Origin of the sequence: Pseudorhizobium marinum (assembly GCF_000705355.1) — a bacterium.
Classification (GTDB): domain Bacteria; phylum Pseudomonadota; class Alphaproteobacteria; order Rhizobiales; family Rhizobiaceae; genus Neorhizobium; species Neorhizobium pelagicum.
Genome location: NZ_JMQK01000004.1, coordinates 202,933 through 228,030, shown reverse-complemented (window position 1 = coordinate 228,030; position 25,098 = coordinate 202,933). Strand labels below are relative to the sequence as shown.

Below are 25,098 nucleotides of genomic sequence, written 5' to 3'. Positions count from 1 at the left end.
CTGACCGGACCCGTTATGTGCCCCATGTACAGCTGTCGAGGAGACTGTCATGAATGTATCACCGCATCTATGGGCGCCCAACAAAAGTGCCGACTACCAGTTTGACGATTCGGCGATGCGCCTGGAGCGGGCAGTCTCGGAGTTCCGTTACGGTCGCCCGATCGTTTTGAGCGGGCCTGAAGGCTCCGTTGCGGCTCTCGCGCTTGACGCCGCATCTCCAAGTGACTTCGAGAGGTTTGCGCGCGCAGCCGGCGGCCAACATGCTCTCTACCTGTCCCGCCATCGGGCGGCACGACTGGGTCTAAGCAATGCGGACGACATTGCCATTCCCGCACGGGATATGGATTTCGCATCTGCGTCAGCGCTCGCCTACGCTCGAGATTCAGCTGCCCAGATCGAGTGGAAACCCGCAACTTCGCTCATGCGGACTGCGGGAGAGGTTGCGGGACTTGCACTTCTGCTGCCGGCGATGATGTGTGTGGAGGTTCCTCGACACGCACGGACGTTCGCGGCCTGTGCCGAAGTCGATCATCTGGATCTGCCCAAGAGCCGCCGGATGGCCCGGAGCTTCGAGGTGGTCGTACGGACCCCCGTTCCTCTCCGCGACCTCGGCGATTGCGAATTCGTCGTGTTCCGCGGCGGTGTCGCGCAGAAGGACCAGGTGGCCATCGTTGTCGGTCAGCCGGATACCTCCGGACCTGTTCCGGTGCGGATCCACTCGTCATGCCTCACCGGGGATCTCTGCGGCTCGCTGAAGTGCGACTGCGGCGACCAGCTTCGCAACGGTTTGTCGAGCCTGAAAGAACAGGGCGGCGGCGTTCTCCTCTATCTCGACCAGGAAGGCCGCGGCACCGGCATCGGCGCCAAGATGCGCGCCTATGGCTATCAGCACGAAGGTCTCGACACGATCGATGCCGATGCCGAGCTGGGCTTTGGACTGGACGAACGTCGATACGATGCAGCGGTCGCCATGCTCGGCGGTCTTGGCATTGGCGCCGTCAATCTGCTCACCAATAATCCCACCAAGGTTGCTGCTCTGCTGGCTGCCGGCATAGCGGTGAACGGGCGCACGTCCGTCACCGGCCGCATTACGCCGGACAATCTGGAATATCTTCGCACCAAGACATTGCGGGCAGGTCACGCGCTAGACATCGACCTCCTCACCCGGGCCGCCACGGAGCTCTCCGATGGCTGATCATGCCGGATGGGTGGGCCTGACGCTTCCGGAGCGGTCAATCCCCCAGCCCAGGACACCACCGTTGGTCTACGCTCAGGCTCTGGGCTCCATGCTGGTGGGGGCAGCTGCGATCGTTCTGGTACTGCGCACCTTCGGCACTGACCTCGACGTCGGGAGCAAGGCGCTGTCGGTGAGCCTGGTCATCTATGTCGGCATCTCGATCCTGGCGCTCGTGAAGCTGCCGACCTATCCTCACAGCCGCTTTGGGCCCGCCAATATCGTCACCACACTGCGCGCAGCAGCGACAGCAATGATCGGCGGCATCATCCTGACGGCCGAACAGGTGACGGGTGCCTCAATGCTCTGGTTCGTCACCGGCAGTGCCGCGGCAGCCCTGGCCCTCGACGGGTTGGATGGCTACCTGGCACGCCGAAGCGGCACATCATCGCGGTTTGGCGCCCGCTTCGACATGGAGGTCGATGCGCTGCTGATCCTGCTGCTGGCAACCGCCGCTCTTCTTCTCGGGAAGGCGGGTGTCTGGGTCCTGCTGATCGGGCTCATGCGTTACGGCTTCCTGGCGGCGAGGATGGCGTCTTCACGGCTCTCGGGCGAGCTTCCCGAATCCATGCGGCGCAAGGTCGTCTGCGTCGTGCAGGGTGTGGCGCTGTGCATCGCAATGGCCCCGATCGTCAATCCGCTGGTGGCGCAAGTGGTTCTGGCAATTGCCCTGTTGTCGCTGGTTTACTCCTTTGCCGTCGATATCGCCTATCTTCTGATGCAGGCGGATGGAGACAGACGTGTCGCTTGACCTGTCGCGCACGCTGGGTTTCGGCCGGTCGCTGCTCATCTACTACGGCCAACCCTGGCGGCGACGGGCACTGCGGCAGTTCTACGGAAAACTCGTGCAGCCGGGCGATCTCGTCTTCGACATAGGGGCCCATGTCGGGAGCAGGTCGAGAACCCTGCTTGGCCTCGGCGCAACGGTGGTGGCGGTCGAGCCGCAGCCCGATTTCGCCGATTTCATAACCCGGACGCTGCGGCACCCAAAGCTTACGCTTCTGCGCAAGGCGATCGGTCGGGAGCAGGGGTCCATTGACCTCCATATTTCCAGCAGGCACCCGACGGTCACAAGCACTTCGGAATCCTGGATGTCGACCGTCAAGGAAAGCTCAGGCTTCCAGAAGGTCGCCTGGGACCGCATCGAACGGGTTGAGATGACGACGCTGGACCAGATGGTGGCAGCCTATGGACGCCCATCCCTCTGCAAGATCGATGTCGAAGGGGCGGAAGCCGACATCCTGCGTGGCCTGAGTACCTCGCTTCCCCTGGTCATTTTCGAGTATATCCCCGCAGCCATGGGTGTCGCCCGCGAAGCGATGACAGAGTTGCAGCGCCTCGGCCGCTATCGCTTCAACCGCGTCAGCGGTGAACAGCACCGCTTTCTGCATGAAGACTGGATCTCGCACGACGCCTTGCTGGCGGAACTGTCGAGCCTCGATGTCGCGTCGCCATCCGGGGATATCTACGCCCGGCTGGACGATCAGTGATCACCTCAGCCTGCCTTATCCTTTCGAACCAGCGCCATGAGCGCCACGATAAGCCCGGGCGCGGCCCCGACCAGGGACAGGACACCGTAGAAGATGCTGGCGGCCACGCCATCGGATGCGGCATAGCCGAACAGCGGCCAGAGCAATGCCGCCGCCGCCTCTCGCGCACCCCAGCCGGCCACGGTGAGCGGAATGAGCATCATCAGCAGACAGAGCGGCACCGCCGTGACCGCAGCCAGCCATGGCAAAGGCGCCCCGACCGCAGCCGAGGCGAGCATGAACATCCCGGCATAGCTCGCGACGATCAGCAGGCTCAGCAGGGACTGGGTTTTCCAGGCACCGTCCGCGATGAAAACACGGCAGAGCGCGGCTTTGCCAGCCTCCAGCCGTTCGGCAAGAAACGCAGGGGGAAAGCGCAGGATCACGAAGCCGACAACAAGCCCGCAGACCACCACGATGGCGAGGATCAGAAGGATCCGCGACAGGGTGGGAGGAAGTTCGCCCGCGTCGGCGAAGGGCCAGATAATGAGCCCAAGTCCGGCGAGAACAAAGAACACGCCCTGCCCCGCAACGCGTTCCAGGAACACCCCGAGCGCCGGTGCCTTCCATCCCCCCGTCTCATCGGTGCGATGGCGCACGGCGCGCACCGCATCGCCTGCGACGCCACCGGGAAGGACCTGATTGAGAAACGTGCTGAGGTAATAGTCTCGGATCGCATGACTGACCGGCAAGACCATCCCCAGCCTGCCTGCGGTAAACTGCCACCGCCAGGCCGACAGCACGATTTGCAGCTGGACCAGAAGAAGTCCGGCGATAGCATAGGCGGGCGGTATGGATGTGAGACTTCGCCCGATCTGCCCCGCATCGAGCGCATAGAGAACGCCAGCCAGGATCGCGAAGCCGGCCAGTGGACCGAGATAACGGATGCCTCTCATGCGGCCCATTCCCTGGCGTGGCATTGACGGTGAAAGGAGACAGGATGATGGGGCTGTTCGCAAGGGCTCATGGGGATAGCTTAAGCCACAGCTCCGCACCGCGGGCAAATGCAATCGGCTGGCTGCGCATGGCGACGGCACTTCTTCTGGGTTTTGCCGTTCTTGCACTGCCCTCCAATCCGGCCGCTCTGAACCACGTCTTCCCGCCGAACCTGCCGTTGGAAATACTGGGCCTCGCCATGGCGGCCCTGCTGCTTCCGACACGATTTTTTCGGTTGCTGCGCGCCCTCGCGACGGCGCTGTTTGCCGGCATCCTGTTCCTGAAGCTTGCAGATCTGGGGACCGGCAGCGCCTTCCAGCGTCCATTCAATCCCTATCTCGACCTGAAGATCATGACCGACGGCTGGAACCTGCTGAGCGGCTCCATCGGTCGCGCCGAAGCGGCGGCGTTCGTCAGCGGCGCGATCCTCCTGTGGCTTGCCCTCTCTGCCGTCTTCTTCTGGTCCCTGGGCGGCTTCAGATCGCCGGGCAGACCGACCGCTCTCGGCCTTGCCGCAGCCGCTGCTCTAGCGCTTCTCGCAGGTCTCGCGACAATGTCGTTGGAGGCGCGGGCTCCTCCCGTCTCCGCAGACGTTGCTCCCTATCTGACCAACCGCATCGCCATGATCCGGCAGTCCGTCGCAGACCTCGCGGCCTTCGAGACGGAGCTGAAGTCCGATCCCGCCGCATCCATTCCGCCAGACCAACGGCTCTCTCGCCTGACGGGCACGGACGTGGTCTTCATCTTCGTCGAGTCCTACGGACGAAGTGCGATCGAGGATGCGCAGTATGCGCCCCGCGTTGCGACGAGGTTGAGCAGCATGGCGCAGGAGGTCGCTGCCGCCGGTTTACAGGCCCGCAGCGGCTGGCTGACAGCGCCGACGGTCGGCGGCCTCAGCTGGCTGGCGCACGGGGCGCTGCTGTCCGGCCTCTGGACGGACAGCCAGGCGCGCTACGACCGCATGATCGCCAGCGAGCGTCCAACCCTCAATGCACTGTTTCGGCAGGCCGGATGGCACACGACGGCCATCATGCCGGCCATCACCATGGACTGGCCCGAAAGCGGCTACTTCGGCTACGACACGGTGAGGGACGCAAGCGGGCTCGGCTACCGCGGCAAACCGTTCAACTGGGTCACGATGCCCGACCAATACACGCTGTCCGCCTTCCAGAAGATGGATCGCGAAAATGCAGAGAAACCGGTGATGGCGGAGATCGCCTTGATCTCGAGCCACGCGCCCTGGACGCCGATCCCCACGCTGGTGGACTGGGACAAGATTGGCGATGGCCGGATCTTTGATGAACAGGCCGTCTCGGGCGATCCGCCGTCGGTGGTCTGGTCGGATCCGGCGCGGATCCGAGAGCAATATCTGGCCTCGATCGACTACGCACTGGAGACGCTCGGCTCCTACGTTTCGCGCTACGGTGACAACACGCTCTTCGTGATCCTCGGCGATCACCAGCCGGCCTCCGTCATTACCGGCGAGGGAGCCTCGCGGGATGTCCCCGTCAACATCATCGGCAGTCCGGCGATGATCGAGCAGCTCTCGTCCTGGGAATGGACCGAAGGACTGGTGCCCGCATCGTCCTTGGCGCCGATGCGGATGGACCTGTTCAGGGAGCGCTTCCTGCGAACGTTCAGCGGCCCGGCCTGAGGGTCTCCTCAGACGGCTTCCCGACGTCCTGTCTCCGCAGAGCGCAGCAGGGCCTCGATAAGCCGGTGAACCTTGAGAGCCTCGCGTCCGCTGACCTTCGGCTGACGATCCTGCTCCACCGCATCGATGAAATCTTCGATCACCGCGCGATGATGCGCATGCGAGAAGGCCATCGGGTCCGCACCGGCGCCGCCGCCCAGCTGCCCGTCATCCAGTTCGATCGTGGAGCCGTCCTGCAGGTTTGCGACCAACCGGGCGCCCTCGATCCTGGCGGAACCTTTGGTCCCGATGAATTCGATCGTATCGGGAATGCCGGGGTAGGCGCAGGTTGTCGCACTGACGGTGCCGAGCGCGCCGTTGGTAAATCGAACAGCGCCGGCAACCAGATCCTCGGTTTCCATCCGGTGAACCGGCGTCGTTGTTGCGTAAGCCATGGCTTCCACAGGCAACCCAGCGACCGAGATCAGCAGGTCGAGTGTATGGATGCCTTGCGTCAGGAGCACGCCGCCGCCGTCGCGCGCTCGGGTTCCCCGTCCCGGCTGGTCGTAATAGCTCTGTGGCCGCCAGTTGGAGAGCTTGGCGGAGGCACCGACAACTTCTCCAAGCCTTCCATCCGAAACCAGTTGCAGCAGCGCGAGACTGATAGGTCGGAACCGGTGTTGCAGCACGATGCCAAGCTTGACGCCTTTTGCCTCGGCAATCTCGACGAGAGCTGTCGCACGCTCCATCGAAATATCGAGCGGCTTCTCGAGAAGGATATGTTTGCCTGCCTCGGCCGCACGCTCGACGAGTTCGAGGTGGCTGTTGGGCGGGGTGAGGATGAGGACGGCATCGATCGTCGGGTCTTCAAAAAGCCCGCCAAGATCACCCGTCACCGGAAGTTTCCATGTCTCCGCGAATGCTTCGCGTCTTGCCGCGGTCGGACTGTAGGCACCAGCTACATCGAGGCGTCCCTGCAGGTCGATCAGGCTCTGCGCATGCGGCGCCGATGCCATGCCCAGACCAATGATGGCAATGCGCATTTGCTTCTCCTCACTCCGCCCCTTGATAGCGCAGAGAAAGTCGCCTCACAATATTTGTCATACAACATGTATTTTTTGTATGTTGACTTACATTCGCCACGTGTTAGCGATTATGGGCCGAAGGAGGAGCGGCGACCAGCATGAAATCACTTGTACATCCAGACGTCCTGTTTCCGCCCGAGCCCGGCGTGCGCTCGATCGCCCGCGCCCTCTACAAGACGGTCGCCGACCTTCCGATCGTAAGCCCGCACGGCCACACGGACCCTCGCTGGTACGCTCTGGATGAGCCGTTTCCCGACCCGGCACAGTTGCTGATCGTCCCCGACCACTACATCTTCCGCATGCTGTTCAGCCAGGGCGTTGCGCTCGAGGACCTGGGCGTGCGCCGGCTGGATGGTTCGCCTGTGGAAGTCGATGGCCGTCGCATCTGGAAACGGTTTGGCGAGAACTATCACCTCTTCCGCGGCACGCCGACCAGGCTCTGGATGGACTACGTGCTGTCCAACCTGTTCGACATCGACGAGCCGCTGACGGCGGCCACGGCCGACAGCAGCTATGACCGCATCGCCGAGAAGCTGCGCCAGCCCGAATACCGGCCGCGCGCTCTCTTCAAGCGCTTCAACATCGAAGTCATCGCCACGACGGAAGGCGCGCTGGACGACCTGCGCTGGCACAAGATGATCCGCGACAGCGGCTGGGACGGGCGTGTCGTGACGGCCTATCGGCCGGATGCCGTCGTCGATCCGGATTTTGAAGGGTTTTCCGCCAATCTGGATCAACTGGGCGATATCTCCGGTGAAGACACGGGATCATGGTCCGGCTATCTCGCAGCGCATCGAAACCGCCGCGCCTATTTCAAGTCCTTCGGCGCCACCTCCTCCGATCATGGCCATGCCACGGCGGACACGGCCAACCTGTCGCCGTCGGAAGCTTCCGCGCTGTTCGACAAGGTGAGGAGCGGCAAGGCGGACGCCGACGGACGCCGCCTGTTCCGGGCCCAGATGCTGACCGAGATGGCGAAGATGAGCCTGGACGACGGGCTCGTCATGCAAATTCATCCTGGCTCCTGGCGCAGCCATTCGCCTTCCATCATGTCCCGCCATGGCCGCGACATGGGCTTCGATATCCCGACCCGCACCGACTACGTCAAGGCGCTGAAGCCCTTGCTCGATGCCGTCGGGCTGGAGCCAAACCTCACGGTCGTGCTGTTCACGCTGGACGAGACGTCCTACGCCCGCGAGCTGGCACCGCTGGCCGGCGTCTATCCCGCGCTGCGTCTCGGACCCGCCTGGTGGTTCCACGACAGCCCCGAGGGCATGCGGCGCTTCCGGGAAATGACGACGGAAACCGCCGGCTTCTACAACACCGTCGGCTTCAACGACGATACGCGCGCCTTTCCGTCGATCCCGGCGCGCCATGACGTATCCCGGCGAGTGGACTGCGCCTTCCTGGCGCGTCTGGTTGCCGAACACAGGCTGCAGGAGGAGGAAGCCTTCAGCCTGGCAAGGGAGCTTGCCTATACGTTGGCTAAGGAGGCGTATCGGCTTTGAGTGGCGCGTCGTGCGCCGGTGCAAATGGGAGGAGAAATCATGTTGCATTACGGAAAACTCGCTGCCGCCTTCTCGGTAGCAGCGTCACTGATGGCTGGGACAGCCATGGCACAAACCGTGCTGCGGTCGTCCGACACCCACCCGGACGGTTATCCGACCGTGGAAGGCGTGAAATACTTCGGCGAGCTGCTCAAGGAGCGCACCGATGGCCGCTACGAAGTCGAGGTCTATCACTCGGCGCAGCTCGGTGAGGAAAAGGACACCATCGAGCAGGTCCGCTCAGGCGTTCTGGAACTGAACCGGATTTCGATGGCGCCGTTCAACGGTACCGTGAAGGAATCGATCGTCCCGGCGCTCCCCTATATCTTCCGGTCCGAAGAGCACATGCACAAGGTCATGGACGGCGCCATCGGTGACCAGATCAAGACGGCATTCGAGGGCGCCGGGCTCGTTGTCCTCGCCTTCTACGACGCCGGTTCGCGCTCCTTCTACAACAGACAGAAGCCGATCAATTCCGTCGAAGACATGAAGGGCCTGAAGTTCCGCGTCATCCAGTCGGACATCTTCGTCGACATGGTAGCAGCTCTCGGTGCCAACGCGACGCCGATGCCTTACGGCGAGGTCTATTCCTCGATCGAAACCGGCGTCATCGACGGTGCCGAGAACAATTTCCCGAGCTACGACACCGCCAAGCACTACGAAGTGGCAAAATACCTGTCGCTCGATGAGCACACCATTCTTCCGGAGGTGTTCGTCATGAACAAGGCGGCTTTCGATAAGCTGACCCCAGAGGATCAGGCCATCTTCAAGGAAGCGGCCACCGAGAGCGTCGCCAAGCAGCGCGAGCTGTGGGCTGCGAAAGTGGGCGAGTCCCGCAAGATCGTGGAAGCTGCCGGCGTGGAGATCACCACTCCGGAGAAGCAGGGCTTCATCGACGCCATGGCGCCGGTCTACGCAAAGCATGTTACCGACCCCGTCCTCATCAAGATGGTCGAAGACGTGAAGGCCGTTCAGTAGCTTGATCTAAGGGGCGGCCGATCTTCGGCCGCCCCTTTGCTTCTCGACAGGATCAACCTGCGAACCAGCCGTTCTTCGGAGAACCCGCAAACAAGTGTGCACCATGTCCGAACCTCTCAAGGCTGCCGCCAGCTTTCTTGGCCGCATCAATACGCTTGCGCTCTGGAGCGCCGGCATCGGCCTCGTGCTGATGACGGGTTTCGTGGCCTGGCAGGTCTTCTGCCGCTACATCCTCAACGATTCACCCAGCTGGACCGAGCCTGGCGCCGTCATGCTGATGAGCTGGTTCATCTTCCTGGGTTCTGCGGTCGGCGTCCGCGAGAACTACCACCTCGGCTTCGACGTGCTGCTCTACGTCCTGCCCGACAGCGGCAAGAAGTGGCTGCGCATGATCACCGACTTCGTCGTATGCGCCTTCGGCGTGGGGATGATCTGGTACGGCTGGCAGCTTGTTGCGCTGACCTGGAACACCGTCCTGCCGTCGCTCGGCATCTCTGGTGCCTGGGATTACGTGCCGCTTGTCGGCGGCGGCATCCTGATCGTTCTGTTCACTCTCGAGCGCATCGTCCTCAGGGCGTCGGGTGCGCCCATTGACGAAATCCTGGATGAAATGCCGCCGGGAGAAGTGGCGGCTGAGCTCGACATCGCGAACGGGAGGGCCTGAAGCTGATGGAATACTGGATCCTGTTTGGCGTCTTCACGCTTCTCATGCTGATCGGCACGCCGATCGCCTTCTGCCTGGGCATCGCCAGCTTCGCCACCGCCGCCTATATCGGCCTGCCGCCACTCATCGTCTTCCAGCGACTGAATTCCGGCATGAGCGTTTTCTCGATGCTCGCCATTCCGTTCTTCATTTATGCCGGTGACCTGATGGTACGCGGCGGCATTGCCCAGCGGATCGTTGCCTTCGCAGCCTCCCTTGTCGGCCATATCCGTGGCGGCCTGGGCCAGGTCAATATCGTCACGGCAACCCTGTTTGGCGGCATCTCCGGTTCCGCAGTCGCCGAGGCAGCAGCCGTCGGTGGCCTGATGATCCCGCAGATGAAGCAGAGGGGTTATGGCACGGACTATGCGGTCAACGTCACGTCGATGGCCGCGCTGATCGCGCTGCTCCTGCCGCCTTCGCACAACATGATCATCTATTCCATCTCTGCCGGCGGCAAGATCTCCATTGCCGACCTCTTCACCGCTGGCGTCATTCCCGGCATTCTTCTCGCCCTGGCCCTGATGATCACGGCCTATTTCGTCGCCCGCAGCCGCGGCTACCCTGTTGAGACCTTCCCAGGCTTCCAAATGGTGCTGCACCTGGCAGTCGTCGCCATTCCGGGGCTCCTGCTGATCGCGATCATCTTCGGCGGCGTTCGCTCGGGCATCTTCACGGCAACGGAAAGCTCCTGCATCGCCGTCATCTACGCGCTCCTCATAACCGTCTTTGTCTACCGGCAGATGAGCTGGGAAGGGTTTGTCCATGCGACGAAGGGTGCCGTGCGCACCACGGCCATGGTCTTGCTCATCATCGGCATGGCGGCCGCCTTCTCCTGGCTGATGGCCTTCCTCCGGGTGCCGGCGGCACTGATTGCCTGGATGAACACGATCTCCGAGAACCCGCTGATCATCCTGCTGCTTCTCAACGTCATGATGCTGTTCCTGGGCACCTTCATGGATATGGGACCGACGATCATCATATGTACGCCGATCTTCCTGCCGGTCGCACAGGCCTATGGCGTCGATCCGGTACATTTCGGCGTCATCATGATCCTCAACTTCGGCCTTGGTCTCAACACGCCGCCTGTGGGAGCCGTTCAGTTCGTCGCTTGCGCCGTCGGGAAGATTACGGTGTGGCAGGCCATGCGCTCGATCTGGCCCTTCTATTTCGCAGGGATAGCAGTCCTTGGCCTCGTCACATACGTACCGGCAATCTCTCTGTGGTTGCCCGGCGTCTTCAAGTAGGACGAGACATGCCCGCTGATCTTACCGCCACCACCAAGGTTGAACGCAAGCCGAAGCTCTCCGAGCATGTGGCCGCGTCGCTGCGCTCCCAGATTCTCTCCGGAGAAATCCTGTCCGGAGCGAAACTTCCGACCGAGAGCCAGCTCACGGACGCCTTCGGCGTCAGCCGCACAGTGGTGCGGGAGGCCGTGGCAAGCCTGGCGGCGGACGGACTGGTGGAACCGCGCCAGGGCGCCGGCATCTTCGTGTGCCAGCGGCCGGCAATGGCATTCGCCTCGATCACGCAGGACCTCGGGCTGAAGATCTCCCATGCGCTCAACGTCATCGAAGTGCGCATGGGGCTGGAGATCGAAAGCGCCGGGCTCGCTGCCGGTCGCCGCAATGCCGCCCAGGAAGCCATGATCCAGGAGGCCTTCTTCGAGTTCGACCGGCTGCTCTCCATCGGCGAGGCGACGGGGCGCAGCGACTTCATGTTCCATCGATCGATTGCGGCCGCAACCAACAACCCCTTCTACGTCGAGGTCCTGGATGCCCTCGGGGTGCGCGCCATCCCCTGCGACATCACCTCGCCCTGGGGGACGGACAGCGTCTTGACGCGAGAGTACCAGGCGACGCTGCAGCGCGAGCATCTTGCCATACTCAAAGCCATTTCCGCGGGCGATGCGGATGCGGCGCGCATGGCTATGCGCGCGCATCTGATGGAGAGCCAGCGGCGTTACCACGATCGTCTGACGGGCCAGCAGGCAGATTACCAGTTCGGTTCCAATGCTGCGCCCTGACCCTATTCCGACAGTAAAAGCGAGGATGCCATGACTGCAAACCATACGGACTATTCGATTCGCCAGGCGTTTGATCCGGCGACGGGATCGCAGATGGGCAGCGGCGAGCTCCGCGAGAATTTCCATATCGGCGATCTGTTCAATCCCGACCGTATCAATCTGATCTACACCCACTACGACCGAATGATCGTTGGTGCAGCGGTGCCCACCACCGCCGCCCTGGAACTGGAAACGATCAAGCCGACGGGCACGCCAGGCTTTCTCGATCGTCGCGAGATGATCGCGGTCAATGTCGGCGCAAAGGGCTCGATCACCGTGGACGGCGAAAGCCACGCGCTCGACACCCGCGACATGCTCTACATCGGCATGGGCAGTAAGGTCACCTTCGCCTCTGACGACGCGGCAACGCCCGCTAAATTCTACCTCCTCAGCGCGCCGGCCCATCAGAAATACCCGACCACGCTGATCCGCATCGGCGACGCCAAGCGCGTCGACCTCGGCAGCCAGGCAACCTCCAACGAGCGGTCGATCTTCCAGTTCATCCACGCCGACGGCGCCAAGACCTGCCAGCTGGTGGTCGGCATGACGCAGCTCGCCCCTGGTTCGGTCTGGAACACCATGCCCTGCCACGTGCACGATCGTCGCATGGAGGCCTACCTCTACTTCGACCTGCCGGAGACGGCGCGTGTCTTCCACTTCATGGGCGAGCCGGACGAAACGCGCCACATCGTCATGGCGAACGAGGAGGCCGTCATCTCGCCACCATGGTCGATCCATTCCGGCTGCGGCACCTCCAACTATGCCTTCATCTGGGCGATGGCCGGCGACAACGTCGATTACACCGACGTGGATGCCGTGCCCATGGAAACGCTTCGCTGATCCGAAAGCCTTTGGAGGGTACACCCATGACTGACCAGAAGATCTTCTTCCATGCCGGCGACGGCGAGTGGACCGACCTTGGCGGCGGCAACCGACGACGGGTGCTGCTGCATACGGACGAACTGATGATGGTGGAATTTGCATTCGAGAAGGGCGGCATCGGCGCCCTTCACAACCACCCGCATGTCCAGGCGAGCTATGTCGCCGAGGGGCGCTTCGAGGTGACCGTCGGGGAGCACACCGACACCCTTGAGGCCGGTGAATCCTTCATTGTGCCCTCCAACGTCGTCCACGGGGTAAAAGCCCTGGAGGCAGGCAGGCTCGTCGACAGCTTCACGCCGCACCGGGCAGACTTCCTGGCCTGAGATGCAATCGAAAAGCGACAGGTCGCAGGCTCAACGCCGTTGCGGCCTGTCGAGGTCAGACCGATCCACTCCGAAATGGTCGAGGATCATCCCGATATTTCGATTGTGCGCCTTGAAGTAGACGTCGAAGAGGTCACCGAGCAAGGGCACGCTGCCCACCACCGCGTCCAATGCGACATTGCCCGCCATGCGACCGAGCTTGTGCGTGGGCACGCCGAGCCGCCGCGCTTCGTAAATGATGGCAAAGCCGACGATTGCACCGCTTGCATCGCCGATGCCGGGAACAAGCCCCATCAGCGAGTCAGCGCCGAAGCGGATATTGGTGCCGGGAATCCGCAGCGCGGTGTCCATCAGCCGTGCCGCACCGCTCAGACGACGCAGCCGCCGCAGCAGCTCCGTCCGTTCGAAATCCTGGTCATCCATGCGTCCTGCCATGCCCGTCTCCTGCTCCTTGGCCTTTAGCCCAACCCCTAACAATGGAACAAAAGCCATCGGGTTCCACCTGTCAGGGAACCAGCATCACGCGGTCGAGTTGATCCTGCTCACCACATGGGAGGAAGACATGGGTATCGAGCAGGCACCGACGGAAAAGGGCAAGGATTCTGCCCGCGGATTGCAGGACAGCAGCCGATCCGAAGAGGAGCGCGTTGAGGACAGCAAAGGGTCGGACCTTGCCAAGGGCGCCGATCGGGTGGACGAACGCTCCCGCAGTTCCGATGGGCGCGGTCCGGGCGAAAAGCAGATCGGCTGACGGCGGGAAAAACGATGTGAAGCGGCATTGGCATCCGCCTCGGCGGCGCTACCCATCCGTTGCTTTCCGGGTCAGATCTCGCTCAGGTTCTTGAACAGCACGTTCTGGTCGATCAGATAGCGCGCAAAGATCGGCAGGCTTGCCCCGCCGATGGCGCGTGCCTGGGAGCCGACCTGCCCTTCTATGATGTCCGGCATGATGACGCCCTGCAGGTCGAGATTGCCGACCGCCTCAATCGTCGCGGCGACGAGCCGCTGGCGCACCCAGGGCGGGAAGCCGCCGTCGATCACGGCTGCCCCGAAGTCGATGACGGAGGCTGCAGCCACGATCGCCTGCGCCAGCGCCGCCGCACTGTTGCGGATCCACAGCTCCATCGGCGCGCCGAAATCGATCCAGTCGTCCGCCGAATACCAGAGCGGCTGCGGATCGATGCCCCGCTCCCGCAGGAGATTTTCGAGCACGAAGATGGAGGCGATGTCGAGCAACTGCCGGGTCTCTCCGGCACTGCCCCGCACCGGCAAGGGCCCCACGGCTCCGGCCGTTCCGGTGCGACCTGAAAACACTGCCGAATTCAGCACGATGCCGCCGCCGATGAAGGAGCCGATGAAGAAATAGATGAAATCCGGATAGGATGGGCCGACGCCGAACACCAGTTCCGCACCGCAGGCACTCGTTGCGTCGTTCTGCAGGAAGACGGGGTGGCGGATTCGCGCCGTCACCTCGGCCTGCAGGTCGAAGCCTCTCCAGAGCTCCATCGCTTCCGGAGGCGCACCCACCTCGTCGGCCCAGTTCCACAGTTCGAACGGTGCGGCAATGCCGACGCCAGCGATCCTGTCCTTCTGGCGGGTATCCAGCTGCGTCTCCAGGCGTGCGATCCCGGAGGTGATGATCTGCATGATCTGGTCCGGTTGCGGATAGGCATAGGTCTGATGATGCTGCAGACGGATCTGCCCCACGAAATCCATCAGCACCACATCCGCGCTGCGACGGCCGATCTTGACGCCGAAGGAATAGACGGCGTCCGGATTGAGGCGCATCGGCACCGAAGGCTGACCAACCTTTCCGCGCACAGGCTCTCCGCGCAGCAGCAGCCCCTCGCTTTCCAGCGAACGCATGATCACCGAGACTGTCTGGGCCGATAGCCCGCTGCGCCGGGTGATGTCCGCCTTCGACAGAGAGCCGTGCAGGCGGACGAGCGAAAGCACGAGCCGCTCGTTATACGCTCGGACACGCACCTGATTGGCACCACCGGAAAAGCCTGAGTGTTGACCCGGTGAACTGCTCCTGATCCCAATGTCTGCTGCGGACATGGCGTGCTCCTCGCCGCTATGGCACCGGCAGACAATGGCATCTCGGATAAATAAATCAATCGGAATTATTTATTGACAAGCCAAACCTCTTTCCTCTTAATGAAGGCAGGGATCGAGGACGGCCTTGGAGGAGGTTTCTGACGCCGCACGACGATAGTCCCTGATCTAGAATCAAAGGCTCTGGGAGGAGACCATGAAGACATCAATTTACGCCACCGCGTTTGGCGCGCTTGTTCTGGGCACTGCATTGTCGCTGCCCGCACAGGCACAGGAAGTATCCGCCTGCCTGATCACCAAGACCGACACCAATCCCTTCTTCGTCAAGATGAAGGAAGGCGCGACGGCCAAGGCCCAGGAAATCGGCGTCAACCTCAAGTCCTATGCCGGCCGGATCGACGGCGACAGCGAAAGCCAGGTGGCTGCGATCGAGACCTGCATCGCCGATGGCGCCAAAGGCATCCTGATCACCGCCTCCGATACCAAGGGCATTGTTCCGGCCGTGCAGAAGGCCCGTGATGCCGGCATTCTCGTCATCGCCCTCGACACGCCTCTCGAACCGGTGGACGCGGCCGACATGACGTTCGCGACCGACAACCTTCTGGCCGGCGAACTGATCGGCAAATGGGCCGCTGCAACCCTCGGGGACGCCGCCAAGGACGCCAAGATCGGCTTCCTGAACCTGACGCCGTCCCAGCCATCCGTGGATGTGTTGCGCAACCAGGGCTTCATGAAGGGCTTCGGCATCGACGTGGCTGACATCAACCGCATCGGCGACGAAAGCGACCCGAGGATCGTCGGCCACGACGTGACCAACGGCAACGAGGAAGGCGGCCGCACGGCCATGGAGAACCTTCTGCAGCAGGACCCGACGATCAACGTCGTCCACACCATCAACGAACCCGCAGCAGCCGGCGCCTACGAAGCGCTGAAATCCGTCGGTCGCGAAAGCGACGTGCTGATCGTTTCGGTCGATGGCGGCTGCCCGGGCGTCAAGAACGTCTCGGAAGGCATCATCGGCGCCACCTCGCAGCAGTATCCGCTGCTGATGGCCTCCAAGGGCATCGAAGCCATCAAGGCCTATGCCGACACCGGCGAGAAGCCGATGGCAACGGAAGGCAAGAACTTCTTCGACACAGGCGTCGCGCTTGTCACCGACAAACCTGCCGAAGGCGTCGACTCGATCGACACCAAGGAAGGCATGGAGAAGTGCTGGGGCTGAGCTTGCCACAAGCCAAGATCGACGAGGGGCGCGCCAGCGCCCCTCGCAACCTTGGCGGCATCCGGTAGATCAACGCTCGGCCAGCACGGCCCAGTGGATTACCGCGATCTCAAGCCAGCATGAGGGACCTACTCGGGAGAGCCCCAATGAGCGAACCGCACGCCGCACAGAACTCGACCAACGACTACGAGAGTGCACTGACTTCCGGAGGCCCGTCGTCCGTAGCCGCCTTCGACACGCACGACCGGAATTTCCTTCAGAAGCTGCAGCATTTTCTGCATTCCAGCCCTGCCGCGGTGCCACTGATCGTGCTGATCATGTCACTCGTCGTCTTCGGCCTGCTGCTGGGCGGCAAATTCTTTTCCGCCTTCACCCTGACGCTGATCCTGCAGCAGGTCGCCATCGTCGGCATTGTCGGCGCGGCTCAGACGCTGGTGATCCTGACAGCCGGCATCGACCTCTCTGTCGGCGCCATCATGGTTCTGTCGTCCGTGATCATGGGCCAGTTCACCTTCCGCTACGGTTTGCCCCCGACCATCGCCATTCTGTGTGGCTTCATGGTGGGCGCCTTCTGCGGCTGGATCAACGGCGTGCTCGTGGCACGCATGAAGCTGCCGCCCTTCATCGTCACGCTTGGCATGTGGCAGATCGTGCTGGCCTCCAATTTCCTGTACTCGGCCAACGAGACCATCCGCTCGCAGGACATCGCCCAGAATGCACCGATCCTGCAGTTCTTTGGCGAGAACCTGCGCCTTGGCGGCGCCGTCCTCACCTATGGCGTGATCGGCATGGTGCTTCTCGTTGCCTTCCTCTGGTACGTTCTGAACAACACCGCCTGGGGCCGCCACGTCTACGCCGTCGGCGACGACCCGGATGCGGCGGAACTCGCCGGCGTGAACGTCAGGCGCATGCTCATCTCCGTCTACACCCTATCGGGACTGATCTGCGCCTTCGCCGGCTGGGTCCTGATCGGCCGCATCGGCTCCGTCTCACCCACGGCCGGCCAGTTCACCAACATCGAGTCCATCACCGCGGTGGTGATCGGCGGCCTGTCCCTGTTCGGCGGCCGTGGCTCGATCCTCGGCATGCTCTTCGGCGCGCTGATCGTCGGCGTCTTCTCGCTCGGACTGCGGCTGATCGGCACCGACCCGCAATGGACATATCTGCTGATCGGCGTCCTCATCATAGCCGCCGTGGCCATCGACCAATGGATCAGGAAGGTAGCAGGCTGATGACCCAGGAACCCATTCTCAGCGCCCGCGGTCTCGTCAAGCGCTACGGCCGCGTCACCGCCCTCGATCATGCCGACTTCGACCTCTATCCCGGCGAGATCCTCGCCGTGATCGGTGACAATGGTGCCGGCAAGTCCTCGATGATCAAGGCAATATCCGGCGCCATTACCCCCGACGAAGGGGAGATCCGCCTGGAAGGCAAGGTCGTCAATTTCCGGTCTCCAATCGAGGCCCGCAAGGTGGGGATCGAGACGGTCTACCAGAATCTCGCCCTGTCGCCGGCCCTCTCCATCGCCGACAACATGTTTCTCGGCCGGGAGATCCGCAAACCCGGCTTCATGGGAAAGTGGCTGCGCAAGCTCGACCGCTCCGCCATGGAGACCTTTGCGCGCGACAAGCTCTCGGAGCTGGGCCTGATGACGATCCAGAACATCAACCAGGCGGTGGAGACGCTGTCCGGCGGCCAGCGGCAGGGCGTCGCCGTCGCCCGTGCTGCGGCCTTCGGCTCCAAGGTGATCATCCTCGACGAACCGACAGCCGCACTCGGCGTCAAGGAAAGCCGCCGCGTTCTGGAACTCATCCTGGACGTGCGCCGCAGGGGCATCCCGATCGTGCTGATCTCGCACAACATGCCCCATGTCTTCGAAGTCGCCGACCGGATCCATATCCATCGCCTCGGCAAGCGGCTGACGGTGATCAACCCGAAGGACTACAGCATGTCGGATGCGGTCGCTCTGATGACGGGTGCGAAGGCGCCGGAAGAGCCCGTTGCCGCATGATCTCGGATGCGCCTTCGATTGCTGACGGCATTCTGCGACAGGCGGAGGGCAGCACCCGGTTTCTGGTCGCGATCGCCGGCCCACCCGGGTCCGGAAAATCGACCTTTGCGGACGAGTTGGCATCGGACCTCCGCAGCCGCGGCGAGCTTGCAGCGATTGTCCCGATGGACGGCTTCCACATGGATGATGCCGTCCTGCGGGAAAAGGGCCTTCTCTCTCGCAAGGGCGCGCCACTGACCTTTGATGTCCGAGGTCTGGTCGATGTCGTTCGCGCCCTGCGGCGAACGGATGACGAGGTTCTCGTGCCGCTCTTCGACCGCACCCGTGAGCAGGCCATCGCCGGCGCCCGTGCCATCGATCCACAGGACCGCTTCGTCATCGTCGAGGGAAATTACCTTCTCCTCGACGAACCCGGCTGGGAGAAGCTGGCACATCTCTTCGACTGGACGATCATGCTGCTGCCGCCGGAAGAGGTCCTGGAGGAGCGGCTGATGCGCCGCTGGCTAGACCTCGGCCTCGACGCGGACGCTGCAAGAGCCAAGGTGGCGGACAACGATCTGCCAAACGGCCGGCTGGTCAGGATGCGCAGCAGCCCGGCGGATGTGACGCTGTCCTGAGCATCACGCACCGAACTACTCCGACCTACCAGAGCGCCACATGCCGGTTGACGTCCTTGTAGAGCAGATACCGGAAACGTCCCGGTCCACCGGCATAGCAGGCCTGGGGGCAGAAGGCGCGCAGCCACATGAAGTCGCCGGCCTCGACCTCGACCCAGTCCTGGTTGAGACGATAGACCGCCTTGCCCTCCAGCACGTAAAGGCCGTGCTCCATCACATGGGTTTCCATGAACGGAATGGTGCCGCCCGGCTCGAAGGTGACGATGTTGATGTGCATGTCGTAGCGCACGTCGGAAGGATCGATGAAGCGTGTCGTTGCCCATGTGCCGTCCGTATCCGGCATCGCAAACATCTCCTGCTCACCCTCGCTCGTGAAGATGGCCGGCGGCGCCTCCAGCCCGTCCACCGGCTGGAACGCCTTGCGGATCCAGTGGAAGCGGGCGGGCTCGGGTGAATGGTTGTGCAGCGTCCAGGTGGCACCGGCCGGCAGATAGGCAAATGACCCGGTGCGCAGCACATGCGCGGCGCCATCGAACTCCACCGTCATCTCGCCCTCGGTGACGAAGAGGCCTGCCTGCGCGCGCACGTCCGGCTCCGGCCGCCGGCTGCCGCCACCGGGCGCGACTTCCATCACATATTGCGCAAACGTCTCCGAAAACCCGGTCAGCGGCCGGGCGATGATCCAGGCCCGCGTCTTCTCCCAATGCGGCAGGACGCTGGTGACGATGTCGGTCATCACGGTGCGCGGGATGACCGCGTAGGATGTCGTGAACACCGCCTTGCTGGAGAGAAGCTCGGTTTGTCCGGGCAGACCGCCCAGGCGGGAGAAATAGGCGGTGTCTTTCGTCGTCATCTACGGGATCCATCTGCGCAGGCGGAAAGAGGAAGCGGCAGCGTCAACATCCGTGCCGCTGCAGCCTGTTCCACCGGTTTAGGCGGGAGGCATCGAGCAGGCAAATAATTTCGCCTGGGTCGGAGACGGAACCGACGGCGATCCACCGGGTTTTTCTGGTCTGAACAAAGGAGATCAGGAATGTCTGACCACGACGACACGACGAAGGTTTGGGAACTCATCGACAAGATCGGTTTCTGCATGCTCGCCACCCACAATGGCAGCGATATCCGTTCGCGCCCCATGTCCGCCTACACCAAGAGGGACGACGGCTCTGTCTACTTCCTGACCGACGTTGCCAGCCACAAGGATGAAGAGGTCGCGCGGCATCCAAACGTCTGCCTCGCCTTCGCCGATACCAAGGGCCAGAAGTATGTTTCCGTCTCCGGCACCGCCGAAGTGCTCAACGACCGCGAACTGATCCGCGAAATCTGGGCCTTTCCGGCAAAGGCCTGGTGGGAAGGCCCGGACGATCCGTCGATCCGCATCCTGAAGGTCAATCCCGAGTTTGCCGAATATTGGGACAGCCCTGGCACGGTCATCAGCTATATCAAAATGGCAGCAGCTGCCGTTTCCAGCTCGAAGCCGGACATGGGCGAGAACGAAAAAGTCAGCCTTTAAGCTGCCCTAGAACGTCGCAGACGCCGGTGGGACAACTGAACACCGGCGTCGGTATTTGCGAGTTTTCATCCTCTGACGTGATGCAACTTTTGCCGTCAGGATACGTTGAGGTGCCCGAAGCTAGGGTATCGCAATGAACATGATGATCAGAACCGGCGACCTTCGCTGGCCTTCTCCCGTCCGCGTCCGGATCGGCTACGGGTTTCCCGAAACCATTCGCGGCCCGCGCGAAGCCTTGAGCTATCTGAATTTTCGCTGGCCGGCTGTCGACGGCGAACACTGCCGCAGCGCCAAGACGATCTGTGCCGAGGCTCTCGAATTCCGGGTGTCACCGGACATCGCGCGTGAAGCCTTTCTCCAGGCCTGCATCGAAGCGGACATGCTGGACTAGATGCCGTTGACCGCCAGATAGACCGCATAAAGGCTCTTGGTCGCCGTGATGAACAGGCAGTTGCGGCGTGCCCCGCCAAAGGCGACATTGGCGACCACCTGCGGCACCTTGATCTTGCCGAGCAGTGTGCCGTCCGGCGAAAAGCAGTGCACCCCGTCGCCGGCACTCGTCCAGATATTGCCCTCCACATCGACCCTGAAGCCATCGGGCACGCCATTGTCGATCGTGCAGAACACACTTCCGTTGACGAGCCGTCGGTCGTCGGCCACGTCGAAAACGCGGATATGCCGCGGTGCGTTGATGTCGTGGCTGGAGGCGGAGTCGGCCACATAGAGCTTGCTCTCGTCGGGCGAGAAGGCCAGGCCGTTCGGCTGACCGAAATCGGTCGCGACCGGCGCCAGCTCACCCGTCTGTGGATCGAGCCGATAGACATTGCGCGTCGCCTGCTCCGGTTCGGCCTTGTAGCCCTCGTAATCGGACAGAATGCCGTAGGTGGGATCGGTGAACCAGATGCTGTCGTCCGACCGGACCACCACATCATTCGGCGAATTGAGCCGCCTGCCATGATACTGGTCGGCCAGCACCGTCAGGGATCCGTCAAGCTCGGTGCGCACCACGCGGCGGCCGCCGTGCTCGCAGGAAATCAGCCGCCCCTGGCGATCGCGGGTATTGCCGTTGGCGAAGTTCGAGGCGGACCGAAAGACGGACACGCCGCCACCGTCCACCCAGCGCAGCATCCGCTGGTTCGGAATGTCGCTGAAGATGACGCACTGCATGTCGGCAATCCACACCGGCCCTTCCGCCCACCGGCAGCCCGCGTAAAGTTCCTCGAGTGCCGAACTAGCCACCGTCAGCTGGCGGAAGCGCTCGTCGTGGATTTCGTAGATCGAGGGTGACTGCGGCATGTCTGGCATCCGGGAACTGTGATGGAGGGAGGAGGCGTCTGTTGCGGTCATCGTGAAATCCTCCTGCCGCCAGCAGCGAGAATGACGGCGATGATGATGAGGCCTGTCAGGATGAGGCGCACGCCCGCGCCGAAGCCATAGGTGTTGAGCATGGACACGACGAGGAACATGAAGAGCGAGGCGCCCCAGATGCCGGGAACATTGGAGTTTCCACCGGCAACCGCCGTACCACCGATGACCACCACCGCAATCGACATCAGCAGGTATTCGGCACCCATGTTGAGCGCCGCACCTCCGGAAAAGCTCGCCAGCAGGTAGCCGGCTAAAGCGGCCAGAACGGCGCAGAGGACATAGGTGACGAACCGCGTGCCGTCGACGGGTATGCCGGCCATGCGCGCTGCAAAGCTGCTCTGGCCGATCGCCGAGATCCAGCGGCCGTAGGTCGTCTTTTCGAGCAGAAACCAGGCTGCAAGCGAAAGGCACAGCGCCACCAGCGCAACATTGGGAACGCCGAAGCTATAGGACGTCGTGAAGTCCGACAGCATTTCCGGTGGCTTGATGCGCAGCCCGCGGTTAGTCCAGATGGCGCATGACTGCACGATGAAGCTCATCGAGAGCGTCGCGATGATCGGCGGAATGCGCAGAAGCTTGATCAGCGCATAGTTGCCGATGCCGATCGCAACGCCGACCAGGATGGCGATCAGAAGGCCCAGCGCGATCATGCTGTCCTGAACGTCCATCACCTTCAGCGCCAGCGTTCCGGACAGCGTCATGGTGGCGGGGACGGAAAGATCGATGTTGCCGGGCCCCAGCGTGATCACGAACATCTGCCCGATGCCGACGATCACGGAGAAGGCCGCGAAGGTGAGTGTTGCCTGGGACAGACTGACGGAACTCGATCCCCCGGTGAAGAGCACCGTGATGACCCACACGAGGATCGCCGCGGCAAAGGACCAGACCCAGGGCTTGGCGGTGAGAGCAGTCATCGGTTCTTCTCCCGCTTTTCGACCCGGTTCAGGAAAAGGCGCAGCGCCAGGACCACGATCAGAATGGCGCCCTGCGCCCCGATCTGCCAGTCCGGCGATATCCGCATGAAGGACAGGAACGAACCGGCGAGCGTCAGCGTCAGTGCTCCGATCACCGCGCCGATCGGCGAGACACGGCCGCCGACGAATTCACCGCCGCCCAGAATGACCCCGGCAATCGAAAGAAGCGTGTAGCGAAGCGCGATATTGGCGTCCGCCGCCGTCGTCAGGCCGACGAGGGCAATCCCGGCCAGCACCGCAAAGAGCCCGGCCAGCGCATAGGCTGCCGCCCGGATGCCGACCACCGACCAGCCGGCCCGCTCCACGGAGCGGTTGTTGCCGCCGACACCGCGGACCAGCACGCCGAAGGAGGACCGCATCACCACGTAATGCGTGACGGCCGCGATGATGACGCTGGCGACGATCGCCATCGGCACGAGCGGCGGTTTGACGGTCATCAGCCACCGGACCCAGCCCGGCGCGGCCCCGCCCGGCGATGGCAAAAGCAGGACGGCAAGACCGCCCCAGACGAAGCTCATCCCGAGCGTCACGACGATCGACGGCAGCTGCCGCAGGTGGATGACGACGCCGATGCCCGCATAGACGGCGATGGCGCCGAGAAAGATCAGAACGCCGATCGCCGGCGAGGTCTGCAGAAAGGTCGCGGCGACGCAGGCGCAGAAGCTGACGAAGGCGCCCATCGACAGGTCGAGATCGTTCACCGACATGATCAGCATCTGGGCGATCGTGGCGAGTGCGATGGGGACGGCCAGATTGAAAAGGAGGTTGAGGCCGGTATAGCTCATCGCCCGCGGCTGCATGTAGAAGACCGCGGCCAGAAGGACGGCCAGCGATGCGGCGGGGATGATCAGTCGGACGGCGCTGGAAGAAAGTCTCATACTGCTTCTCCTCCGGCAAATGAGGCCGCCAGCACCCCGGCCTCCGTGATGTCATCGCCCACCAGCTCGGCCGCGATGGCCCCGTCACGGAAGACATAGACGCGGTCGCAGAGCCGGATTTCGTCCATTTCCGTCGAATACCAGATGAATGTTCTCCCCGATGCTGCCTCGGCGCGAAGGATCTCGTAGACCTCCTGCTTCGTCCCGACGTCGACGCCGCGCATCGGATCGTCCATCAGCACGATCTTTGCGGTCGTCGCCAGTGCCCGCGCAAACAGCACCTTCTGCTGGTTGCCGCCGGACAGGGACAGGATCGGGTTGTGCATGTCCGGCGTGCGGATTTCGATCCGCTTCTTCCAACTCTCGCTCACCTGCTTCTCCCGCTCGGTGTCGATGACGCTGCGGTTGGACAGCCCCTTGAGCGAGGAGATGCTGAGGTTCTTGAGGATGCTCCAGAGCGAGAACGTGCCATTCAGGCCGCGGTCGCCGGCCACGAAGGCCATCTTCGGCTCGGCGGCCGGCCACCAGTTGCCGTTGGCGGCAAGATAGAGATCGAGAAGCGCCTCGGTCTGCCCGTGACCGCCAAGCCCGGCAAGTCCGATGATCTCGCCGGCGAAGGCTTCAAGGCGGATCGGCGCCCCCTGAAGCGGCGGCACCGAAAGCACCGGCACGCCCGTCTTTGTCCGTGCCGAGCGCTGCCAGCCCTGCTCGCGCACCACGCTGCCCATGGTCTCCACCAGGCGGCGGGTGTTGAAGTCGACTGCCGGCCGGTCGGCCACCACCTTGCCATCCTTCATCACGACGATGCGGTCGGACGTGGAGAGAATTTCCCCGAGGATGTGAGAGATCAGCAGCACCGAGCCGCCTGTCTCCACGAAGCGGCGCACATAGGCCATCAGCTGCGCTGCCAGCCCCGCGTCGAGCGACGATGTCGGCTCGTCGAGGATGACGAGCTTCGGACGCGCGTCCACCGCCGCAAAGCTGATCGCGATCTCGACCATCTGCCGCTCGGCGATGGTGAGATCCTCGACGACACTCTCGCAGTCGATGCTGTGGCCGGGAAAGATCTCCGCCAGCTGCCGCGTCACGAGCGCCAGGCCGCGCCTGCGCCAGCCTGCGCCCTTGAGATCGCTCAGCATGACGCGGGCGTTCTCGGCAATCGTCAGGTTCGGGCAGAGCGACAGTTCCTGGAAGACGCAGCGCACGCCGCTGGCGCGTGCCGCGGTGATACCGTGGTCAACGGCAGCACCGCCATAGGTGATCGCGCCCCCCTGCGGGGTCAGGCCACCATTGATGACGTTGACGATCGTCGACTTGCCGGCGCCATTGTGGCCGACAAGGCCGACGCATTCGCCGGAATGGATGACGAGAGTGGCCCCATCCAGCGCCTTGACGGCACCGAAGGCGACCTTGACGTCGCGTGCGGCCACCACTTCCTGTTTCGGCACTCTGTCATTCATGGGAAGGATCAACTGGACAAGAGGGATTCCACCGGATGCGACGCCACGCGCCGCATCCAGCTGAGAGGTGGAGCAAGGACTG

The 25,098-nt window shown here is 63.0% G+C and carries 27 protein-coding genes; 18 read left to right on the top strand and 9 right to left on the bottom strand.

Annotated features, from left to right (window positions below):
• Positions 1-49: 49 nt before the first annotated feature.
• From ribA to EO99_RS0106700, 3 genes are read left to right on the top strand one after another with little or no spacing between them, the layout of a single operon-like run.
• On the top strand, positions 50-1,195 hold the full coding sequence (ribA, locus tag EO99_RS0106710) for a GTP cyclohydrolase II RibA (RefSeq protein WP_029617873.1): 1,146 nt from the start codon (positions 50-52) through the stop codon (positions 1,193-1,195).
• Positions 1,188-1,985 carry a CDP-alcohol phosphatidyltransferase family protein gene (locus EO99_RS0106705; RefSeq protein WP_077067044.1) on the top strand — a complete coding sequence of 266 codons (798 nt, stop codon included), beginning with the start codon at positions 1,188-1,190 and terminating at the stop codon, positions 1,983-1,985. The genes ribA and EO99_RS0106705 overlap by 8 nt, the downstream gene beginning before the upstream one ends.
• Positions 1,975-2,724, top strand: a complete 750-nt coding sequence (locus tag EO99_RS0106700; RefSeq protein WP_235776775.1) for an FkbM family methyltransferase — start codon at positions 1,975-1,977, stop codon at positions 2,722-2,724. The genes EO99_RS0106705 and EO99_RS0106700 overlap by 11 nt, the downstream gene beginning before the upstream one ends.
• 5 nt (positions 2,725-2,729) lie before the next feature.
• Here EO99_RS0106700 and EO99_RS0106695 read toward each other — a convergent pair whose 3' ends face one another.
• The gene (locus tag EO99_RS0106695; RefSeq protein ID WP_029617870.1) at positions 2,730-3,659 is read right to left on the bottom strand and encodes a lysylphosphatidylglycerol synthase transmembrane domain-containing protein; all 930 of its coding nucleotides are present in this window, start codon (positions 3,657-3,659) and stop codon (positions 2,730-2,732) included.
• A 47-nt stretch (positions 3,660-3,706) separates the two neighbouring features.
• Here EO99_RS0106695 and EO99_RS0106690 point away from each other — a divergent pair, with 47 nt between their 5' ends.
• Positions 3,707-5,353 carry a sulfatase-like hydrolase/transferase gene (locus EO99_RS0106690; protein WP_235776774.1) on the top strand — a complete coding sequence of 549 codons (1,647 nt, stop codon included), beginning with the start codon at positions 3,707-3,709 and terminating at the stop codon, positions 5,351-5,353.
• Positions 5,354-5,361: 8 nt separating this feature from the next.
• Here EO99_RS0106690 and EO99_RS0106685 read toward each other — a convergent pair whose 3' ends face one another.
• Entirely contained in the window at positions 5,362-6,375 is a 1,014-nt protein-coding gene (locus tag EO99_RS0106685) for a Gfo/Idh/MocA family protein (protein ID WP_029617868.1), read from the bottom strand.
• 140 nt (positions 6,376-6,515) lie between these two features.
• Here EO99_RS0106685 and uxaC point away from each other — a divergent pair, with 140 nt between their 5' ends.
• The 7 genes from uxaC (at position 6,516) to EO99_RS0106650 (ending at position 12,915) form a co-directional block, all read left to right on the top strand.
• Entirely contained in the window at positions 6,516-7,925 is a 1,410-nt protein-coding gene (gene uxaC, locus EO99_RS0106680) for a glucuronate isomerase (protein WP_029617867.1), read from the top strand.
• Between the two features lie 39 nt (positions 7,926-7,964).
• Positions 7,965-8,942 carry a TRAP transporter substrate-binding protein gene (locus EO99_RS0106675; RefSeq protein ID WP_029617866.1) on the top strand — a complete coding sequence of 326 codons (978 nt, stop codon included), beginning with the start codon at positions 7,965-7,967 and terminating at the stop codon, positions 8,940-8,942.
• A gap of 103 nt (positions 8,943-9,045) precedes the next feature.
• Positions 9,046-9,606 carry a TRAP transporter small permease gene (locus EO99_RS0106670; protein WP_029617865.1) on the top strand — a complete coding sequence of 187 codons (561 nt, stop codon included), beginning with the start codon at positions 9,046-9,048 and terminating at the stop codon, positions 9,604-9,606.
• Between the two features lie 5 nt (positions 9,607-9,611).
• Entirely contained in the window at positions 9,612-10,892 is a 1,281-nt protein-coding gene (locus tag EO99_RS0106665; protein WP_029617864.1) for a TRAP transporter large permease, read from the top strand.
• An 8-nt stretch (positions 10,893-10,900) separates the two neighbouring features.
• On the top strand, positions 10,901-11,671 hold the full coding sequence (locus tag EO99_RS0106660; RefSeq protein WP_029617863.1) for a FadR/GntR family transcriptional regulator: 771 nt from the start codon (positions 10,901-10,903) through the stop codon (positions 11,669-11,671).
• Between the two features lie 30 nt (positions 11,672-11,701).
• Positions 11,702-12,550: a 5-dehydro-4-deoxy-D-glucuronate isomerase gene (gene kduI, locus EO99_RS0106655; RefSeq protein ID WP_029617862.1), complete on the top strand. Its 849-nt coding sequence runs from the start codon at positions 11,702-11,704 to the stop codon at positions 12,548-12,550.
• Positions 12,551-12,576: 26 nt separating this feature from the next.
• Positions 12,577-12,915, top strand: coding sequence for a cupin domain-containing protein (locus tag EO99_RS0106650; protein ID WP_029617861.1), 339 nt, complete (start codon positions 12,577-12,579; stop codon positions 12,913-12,915).
• 30 nt (positions 12,916-12,945) lie between these two features.
• Here the strand turns inward: EO99_RS0106650 and EO99_RS0106645 are convergent, their stop codons facing one another.
• Entirely contained in the window at positions 12,946-13,338 is a 393-nt protein-coding gene (locus EO99_RS0106645; protein ID WP_029617860.1) for a DUF4112 domain-containing protein, read from the bottom strand.
• 139 nt (positions 13,339-13,477) lie between these two features.
• Between EO99_RS0106645 and EO99_RS0106640 the strand changes: the two genes are divergently transcribed.
• Entirely contained in the window at positions 13,478-13,666 is a 189-nt protein-coding gene (locus EO99_RS0106640) for a hypothetical protein (protein ID WP_029617859.1), read from the top strand.
• 71 nt (positions 13,667-13,737) lie between these two features.
• Here the strand turns inward: EO99_RS0106640 and EO99_RS0106635 are convergent, their stop codons facing one another.
• Entirely contained in the window at positions 13,738-14,976 is a 1,239-nt protein-coding gene (locus EO99_RS0106635) for an ROK family transcriptional regulator (protein WP_029617858.1), read from the bottom strand.
• 193 nt (positions 14,977-15,169) lie between these two features.
• Here EO99_RS0106635 and EO99_RS0106630 point away from each other — a divergent pair, with 193 nt between their 5' ends.
• From EO99_RS0106630 to EO99_RS0106615, 4 genes are all read left to right on the top strand, one after another.
• Positions 15,170-16,195 carry a sugar ABC transporter substrate-binding protein gene (locus EO99_RS0106630; RefSeq protein ID WP_029617857.1) on the top strand — a complete coding sequence of 342 codons (1,026 nt, stop codon included), beginning with the start codon at positions 15,170-15,172 and terminating at the stop codon, positions 16,193-16,195.
• Between the two features lie 146 nt (positions 16,196-16,341).
• Entirely contained in the window at positions 16,342-17,427 is a 1,086-nt protein-coding gene (locus EO99_RS0106625; protein WP_029617856.1) for an ABC transporter permease, read from the top strand.
• Positions 17,427-18,206 carry an ATP-binding cassette domain-containing protein gene (locus tag EO99_RS0106620; protein ID WP_029617855.1) on the top strand — a complete coding sequence of 260 codons (780 nt, stop codon included), beginning with the start codon at positions 17,427-17,429 and terminating at the stop codon, positions 18,204-18,206. The genes EO99_RS0106625 and EO99_RS0106620 overlap by 1 nt, the downstream gene beginning before the upstream one ends.
• On the top strand, positions 18,203-18,823 hold the full coding sequence (locus tag EO99_RS0106615) for a nucleoside triphosphate hydrolase (RefSeq protein WP_029617854.1): 621 nt from the start codon (positions 18,203-18,205) through the stop codon (positions 18,821-18,823). The genes EO99_RS0106620 and EO99_RS0106615 overlap by 4 nt, the downstream gene beginning before the upstream one ends.
• 25 nt (positions 18,824-18,848) lie before the next feature.
• Here the strand turns inward: EO99_RS0106615 and EO99_RS0106610 are convergent, their stop codons facing one another.
• Positions 18,849-19,676, bottom strand: a complete 828-nt coding sequence (locus EO99_RS0106610) for a bifunctional allantoicase/(S)-ureidoglycine aminohydrolase (protein WP_029617853.1) — start codon at positions 19,674-19,676, stop codon at positions 18,849-18,851.
• A gap of 180 nt (positions 19,677-19,856) precedes the next feature.
• Here EO99_RS0106610 and EO99_RS0106605 point away from each other — a divergent pair, with 180 nt between their 5' ends.
• Both EO99_RS0106605 and EO99_RS0106600 read left to right on the top strand, forming a co-directional pair.
• Positions 19,857-20,336 (top strand): pyridoxamine 5'-phosphate oxidase family protein, encoded by a 480-nt coding sequence (locus EO99_RS0106605; RefSeq protein ID WP_029617852.1) that lies wholly within the window; start codon positions 19,857-19,859, stop codon positions 20,334-20,336.
• Positions 20,337-20,469: 133 nt separating this feature from the next.
• Positions 20,470-20,727 carry a DUF982 domain-containing protein gene (locus tag EO99_RS0106600; protein ID WP_029617851.1) on the top strand — a complete coding sequence of 86 codons (258 nt, stop codon included), beginning with the start codon at positions 20,470-20,472 and terminating at the stop codon, positions 20,725-20,727.
• Here EO99_RS0106600 and EO99_RS0106595 read toward each other — a convergent pair.
• From EO99_RS0106595 to EO99_RS0106580, 4 genes are read right to left on the bottom strand one after another with little or no spacing between them, the layout of a single operon-like run.
• A complete protein-coding gene (locus EO99_RS0106595; RefSeq protein ID WP_156034673.1) occupies positions 20,724-21,632 on the bottom strand; it encodes an SMP-30/gluconolactonase/LRE family protein in 909 nt (302 codons plus the stop codon). The two genes, EO99_RS0106600 and EO99_RS0106595, sit on opposite strands and share 4 nt — an antisense overlap.
• 47 nt (positions 21,633-21,679) lie before the next feature.
• Positions 21,680-22,618 (bottom strand): ABC transporter permease, encoded by a 939-nt coding sequence (locus EO99_RS0106590; protein ID WP_029617849.1) that lies wholly within the window; start codon positions 22,616-22,618, stop codon positions 21,680-21,682.
• A complete protein-coding gene (locus EO99_RS0106585) occupies positions 22,615-23,556 on the bottom strand; it encodes an ABC transporter permease (RefSeq protein ID WP_029617848.1) in 942 nt (313 codons plus the stop codon). The genes EO99_RS0106590 and EO99_RS0106585 overlap by 4 nt, the downstream gene beginning before the upstream one ends.
• Entirely contained in the window at positions 23,553-25,016 is a 1,464-nt protein-coding gene (locus EO99_RS0106580) for a sugar ABC transporter ATP-binding protein (RefSeq protein WP_029617847.1), read from the bottom strand. The genes EO99_RS0106585 and EO99_RS0106580 overlap by 4 nt, the downstream gene beginning before the upstream one ends.
• Between the last annotated feature and the right edge of the window lie 82 nt (positions 25,017-25,098).